This window comes from Streptomyces sp. SID3343, from assembly GCF_009865215.1.
Classification (GTDB): Bacteria; Actinomycetota; Actinomycetes; order Streptomycetales; family Streptomycetaceae; genus Embleya.
This window is the reverse complement of sequence record NZ_WWJX01000117.1, coordinates 1-5,471: the sequence shown is the minus strand read 5'-3', so window position 1 is coordinate 5,471 and position 5,471 is coordinate 1. Positions and strand designations below refer to the sequence as shown.

At 70.6% G+C, this 5,471-nt stretch carries 7 protein-coding genes; 4 read left to right on the top strand and 3 right to left on the bottom strand.

What is annotated here, in order from left to right; all coding sequences use genetic code 11:
• A partial coding sequence (locus GT354_RS04040) for an ATP-binding protein (RefSeq protein WP_161354775.1) occupies nt 1-397 on the top strand: 397 nt, incomplete at its 5' end.
• Between the two features lie 216 nt (nt 398-613).
• Here the strand turns inward: GT354_RS04040 and GT354_RS04035 are convergent.
• Nucleotides 614-1,261: an SIMPL domain-containing protein gene (locus GT354_RS04035; RefSeq protein WP_346011835.1), complete on the bottom strand. Its 648-nt coding sequence runs from the start codon at nt 1,259-1,261 to the stop codon at nt 614-616.
• Between the two features lie 335 nt (nt 1,262-1,596).
• Between GT354_RS04035 and GT354_RS04030 the strand changes: the two genes are divergently transcribed.
• Nucleotides 1,597-2,139 (top strand): MOSC domain-containing protein, encoded by a 543-nt coding sequence (locus GT354_RS04030; RefSeq protein ID WP_202511499.1) that lies wholly within the window; start codon nt 1,597-1,599, stop codon nt 2,137-2,139.
• A 54-nt stretch (nt 2,140-2,193) separates the two neighbouring features.
• Here GT354_RS04030 and GT354_RS04025 read toward each other — a convergent pair whose 3' ends face one another.
• Nucleotides 2,194-2,688, bottom strand: a complete 495-nt coding sequence (locus GT354_RS04025) for a MarR family winged helix-turn-helix transcriptional regulator (protein ID WP_161354773.1) — start codon at nt 2,686-2,688, stop codon at nt 2,194-2,196.
• Between the two features lie 109 nt (nt 2,689-2,797).
• Between GT354_RS04025 and GT354_RS04020 the strand changes: the two genes are divergently transcribed.
• Nucleotides 2,798-3,181, top strand: coding sequence for a tautomerase family protein (locus GT354_RS04020; protein ID WP_161354772.1), 384 nt, complete (start codon nt 2,798-2,800; stop codon nt 3,179-3,181).
• Here the strand turns inward: GT354_RS04020 and GT354_RS04015 are convergent.
• Entirely contained in the window at nt 3,120-4,331 is a 1,212-nt protein-coding gene (locus tag GT354_RS04015; RefSeq protein WP_161354771.1) for a Cmx/CmrA family chloramphenicol efflux MFS transporter, read from the bottom strand. The two genes, GT354_RS04020 and GT354_RS04015, sit on opposite strands and share 62 nt — an antisense overlap.
• 921 nt (nt 4,332-5,252) lie before the next feature.
• Here GT354_RS04015 and GT354_RS04010 point away from each other — a divergent pair.
• The coding region (locus GT354_RS04010) for a hypothetical protein (protein ID WP_161354770.1) at nt 5,253-5,471 on the top strand (219 nt) is incomplete at its 3' end.

Sequence of the window (5,471 nt, the reverse complement as noted above, 5' to 3'; positions counted from 1 at the left end):
CTCCGCGCACACGGTCGAGCTGAGCGGCGAGCCCGGCACGGCCGCCGGCGCCCGGTCGATCACCCGCGCCTTCCTGGGCCGCATCGGCCACGCCAAGGCACCGCTCGCCGACGCCGCCGAACTCGTGGTCAGCGAACTCGTCACGAACGCGATCCGGTACGGGCCGGGCCCGTGCGTCCTGGACCTCGAACACACCGGCCCCGAATTGCGGGTGAGCGTGCGCGACACCGGTACCACCCGCCCCAGCCCGCGTTCGCGCCAGCCGGAACGTCCGGCGGGCCACGGACTGGAGATAGTGCGCTCGGTGTGCGCCCGAATGTCGATCACGTCCTCGCACGAGGGCAACGTGGTGACCGCCTGGCTGGCCGTCCCGGGCGCCTCACCCGCGCCCGCCTGACGTCACGTCCGCTCCCCGAAGGTGACGACCTGCCGTCCGGATCCACCCGGCCCCGGCGCCGTCCACCCCGACGGCCCCGCTGCGCGCTCGCCCCCTGACTACCGTCGCAGGCGAGCCGCTCCGGGTCGAGCTCAGCCGTGCCGGCGGCTCCGTAGTGGCCACGGGCACCACCCCGCGCCCGGCGATGCCGCCGGAGCCGGCGGACCTTGTGCGCGGTCAGCCGCCGATGATCGAGAAACCGATCACCACGCCTGCCGTGACGCTGATCTTGCCGGGTGCGAGATCGCCCTCGCCCGCGCCTCCGCCGACTTGGCCGTGCCCGCGGTAGGAGCCCTGCAGCTGATCGGCGTCCACGTCCTTGATGTGGACGACCGGGCCGAGTCGGATATCGGCGGCCTCCGCATACAGGGCGGCCTTCTCGCGGGCGGCGGCCACGGCGGCCGTACGCGCCCGGGCGCGCAGGTCCTTCTTGGTACTCACATCGAAGTCGACACCGTCGACCTCGTTCGCCCCGGCCTCGACAACGTCGACGAGCACCGTCTCCAGGGTGTCCAGCTCACGCAGCTCGATCACGAACGAGGCGGTGCACTCGTAGCCGAGGAACGTGCGCTCATTGCCGTAGCTCCACGAGGAGCTCAGGTCCAGGCGCGATGTGGACACGGCAGTGTCGGGAACTCCATGGCGGCGCAGCACCTCCCGGACCTGGTTGACGCTGCCCCGAGTGACCTCGAACGACTCGCCCGGCTTCTGCCTCGTCTGCTTGATCGCCACGCGAAGTCTGGCTACATCCGGCGTGGCATCCACGCTCGCCGCGCCGAACACGGATATGCCCCAAGGGGCTTCGATGGACTGAGTGCTGTTCACGCCACCGATCCAACCAGATCGGCGATCGGCGCGGTGCTGCCTTTCCGGTTCCCCCGACGCCGGGTGGGCGATCCACCGAAGCACCTCCCGGCGGCTCGTGCCGCCGACGATCCTCCCGAGATTTCTCCCGTCGCCGCCGACGCGGCTACGCGCGGTCTCCGATCTCCCGCATCGCGTGTTTCCCGCATCGCGTGTCTCCCGCATCGCGTGCGCGATCCGACACCGACCTTGCTCGGCCCGCCTCACCGCTCACTCCCCCGACCCCTCCCCGTTCGGCGCCGGCGCGGCCGGGGATAGAGTCGACGACCGATGAGCGCATCACGAGGAGTGAGACGATGAGCGGCGCGGTGACGGCGGTGGGGCGCAGCCCGAAGCACACGTTCGGCAAGCCGACCCGAGACGGTATTCGCCTGCTCACCGGCCTTGGCGTGGAGGGCGACGCCCATCTCGGCGTCACGGTCAAGCACCGCTCGCGGGTCGCCGTCGACCCGACTCAGCCCAATCTGCGCCAAGTACACCTGATCCACGCAGAGTTGCACGACGAGCTCGCGGCGGCCGGCTTCACGGTGGCGGCGGGCGAACTCGGCGAGAACATCACCACGCGTGGCATCGACCTCCTGGGCCTGCCCACGGGGACCGTGCTGCGTCTGGGCGCGGAGGCCGTGATCGAGGTGACCGGGCTGCGCAATCCGTGCCCGCAGATCAACGCGTTCCGATCCGGTCTGCTCAAGCAGGTCGTCGGCCGGGACGAGGCGGGCAACGTGGTTCGCAAGGCCGGCGTGATGGCCGTCGTACTCAGCGGCGGCGACGTGCGCCCGGGCGACCCGATCGGCGTCGAGCTTCCGGCCGAACCGCACCGCCCACTCGAACGCGTCTGAGCACGAGCGCCGGCCGGCCCGATGCCGGCGCGGCGCCCGCTTCCCCCGACTCGATCAGTCGTCGTCCTCCGCGCCCATGGCCGCCTCGTACGCCCGCAACGTGTCGACGAACATCCGTCGTTCGTCCGGCGTCAGCGGTTCCAGTGCCCGGCGCCAGGCGCCGGCTCCGCGTGCCAGCCAGTCGGCGATCGACGGGCGCTTCGCCGCGGTGATGTCGACGATGCGTCGCCGCCGGTCGGCCGCGTCCTCGCGACGTTCCAGGATTCCCTTCCGGCTCAACTCGGCCACCATCAGGCTCACCGTCGTCGGCGCCACCTCCAGGCGCGCGGCCAGGTCGTTCACCGTCGTCGGGCCGTCGAAGAGCAGGTAGGCGAGCAGCGACAGGTGACGCGGCGCCAACGCGAGCGAGCGCAGCTCCTCGGGCACCGGAATGCGCTTGGCCCGTCCGACCATTCGAGGCATGAGCAGCAGCAACGCCCTGACGGCGTCGTCGACACCCGGGTCCGCCCGGACGCGATCAGCCGCCGGCCGCCGACCTTCGGTTGACATGACCCACCTCTCGAAATAGCTTTGAGAACAACGCTTCTTTGCTGTCAAAGCAAAGTGCGGCCGTTGCCATGCTAACGCCCGGACACCACCGACCGAACGGGGCTTGACCATGCCGCATTTCACCGTGCAGATCCGCGAAGAGAATCTCGACGGCACGACCGAGCCGAAACTCGTGCGCGCACTGACCGACGCGGTGGCCGCCGTATACGGCGAGTGGGCCCGCGCGGTCGCCGTCGTGGACCTGTTCGGCATCCCCGAGGGTCGCTCGGGCATCGGCGGCCTGCCGACCGACGTCAACGCGCCCGTCGTCACCCTGACCACCCGGGAAGGAGCTCTGCACCGGCCCGAGATCCCCGACGCCGCCGCCCGACTGATCGCATCGATCACCGACGCCGTGGTCACGGTCTTCGGTGAAGCCGTCCGGGCGCACGTCACCGTGCTCGTCGTCGGGGTTCCGAGCGGACGCTCGGGAGTCGGCGGCGAGCTGGTGTAGGCGCCGAGGCGCGGCGCACCACCGGTGCCGCGGCGGCGACGACCAGCGCGAGGAGCATCAGCAGCGCGCTCACCCACACCGGCGAACGAAACCCCAGACCTGCGTCGATCGCGAGCCCGCCGAACCACGGGCCGAGCGCGGCCCCCACGTTGAACGCCGCCGTGGCGAACGCGCCCGCCAGGGTCGGCGCGTCGGCCGCCAGGTGGAACACCCGCGAGATCATCGCCGTCCCGGTGCCGAACGCCAACAGGCCCTGTACGAACACGAGCCCGATCATCGCCGGGGGGCTGCCGGCCGTCACCGCGAGCACCGTCCAGCCGACCGCCAGCGCCGCCATGCCGGCCACGATCACCGTCACCGGTCGCGCATCGACGATCCGACCCGCCACGGCGACCCCGACGAACGAGCCCACCCCGAAGAGCGCCAGTACCGCCGGCACCCAGCCGTCGTCGAACCCGGTGGCGTGGGTGATCAGCGGCTCCAGGTAGGCGAACGTACAAAACGTCGCGCCCTGCACGAGAGCCATCGTCACCAGCGTGCCCCACAGCGCCGGGCTACGCAGTGTCCGAAGTTCCTTGCGAACGCTCACCTTTGCCGCGTCCGATCGCCCCTTGGGAATCGACGTGGCGGTTGCGAACAGGGCCGGTACGGAGACGACGGCCACCGCCCAGAACGCCGCCCGCCATCCCCAGTGCCCGCCCAGGAGTGCACCGGCGGGTACGCCCACCACGCACGCCACCGTGACGCCGCCGACCACGACGGACGTGGCGCGGGTGCGCGCGGCGGGCTCGACCATGGCGACGACGGTGGCCAGCGCGACCGCCCAGAACCCCGCGTTGGCCAGCGCGCCGATCACCCGGGTCGCGAGCAATACGGCGTAGCTGGAAGTCACCGCCCCGACGACGTGCACGGCGACGAAGACCGACAGGAAGAGCAACAGGGCACGGCGCCGCGGCCACCCGCGGCTGAAGAGCGCCGTCACCGGCGCCCCGAACACCATTCCGATCGCGAACGCCGAGGTCAGCAGCCCGGCGGAGGCGATGGACACGGACAGGTCGCCCGCGATGTCGGACACCAGACCCGACAGCATGAATTCCGACGTGCCCTGGGCAAAGACCGCAAGCCCGAGTACATAGACGGCAAATGGCATGAAAAGGACACTCCTGAGACGCGGCCGATGAATCGATGGGCAGGCGTGGGAGGGGGAAAGGCCGTGCGCTCGCTCGTCACGGCAGAAGACAACGCGGGGGGATCCGTCCGGGCTCACGCGGTGAGGGACTACCGTCCGAGTCACCCGGGGTGAGGTGACTTTCGTCCGGGCTCACCGCCGCGAGCAACTCCCGGTTCGGCGCTCACAGTGGGAGTGACTTCGTCCGGCGTTTCAGAGCGCGAGTGGCTTCGTCCGCAATTCACGGCGCGAGTGATCACCGTCCGGGCTCCGCACGGACGAGGGACCCGACAACCGCGCTGCCTCGCGCGCCGGAGATCCGTCGTGCGTCGAGATGGTCCATGACGCACGTACGCGTTACGAGAGCAGCCCATCCCGTGGTCGACCCTCGATGACGAAGAGGGTGCGGCGACGGCCTGCCCGAGCATGCCCACGACCTCGTCGGTCGCGCGGCTTCAACTCGTCGGGGAATCCGCCACCGGTCGACCGGTGGCTAGAGTCTGTCGGACTCGGGGCTGCACATGATCGCGACGGTAACAGTTCGACGCACGTCACTTCCACCCGTTTCCCGATACCGAGCCTTGCCCAACGCTGTTTCGTACGCCGAGAATCGCCGGGGTCCTTGGGTGCTTGGGCCCTTGGGTGCTTGGGTGCTTGGGCCCTTGGGTGCTTGGGCCCTTGGGTCCTTGGGTCCTTGGGTCCTTGGGTGCTTGGTGTTCCTGGCGACCCTGGTGTTCCTGAGGTTTCTGATGTCCCGGGCATCGCCGACGATCGCCCGACCCCTACCGCACGGCCGTCTCGGAATCAATTCACGAGTTCTCGTGACAATACGGCGCGCCCGCGGATCGCAAGCATGGGTCGCGAAGGCCACGGCGTCGGGCCGACGGCCGGCGGGATGGTGGCATGGGTTTCGACGACGTGCAGCGCGGTGACGTACCGGTCGGGGCATCGGCGTCGGTGTCGCTGGCCGCGTTCCTGGCCGAATGCGTGCGGGACGTGACCGCGGCTGCGACCGAGCACCGGAGCGCGGACGCCACCCGCGCACCGAACGACGACTCGGCCACCGGCTCGCCACCCGACCCAACCACCGCCTCGACCCGCGACTCGCCGCCCCCGGCCCCT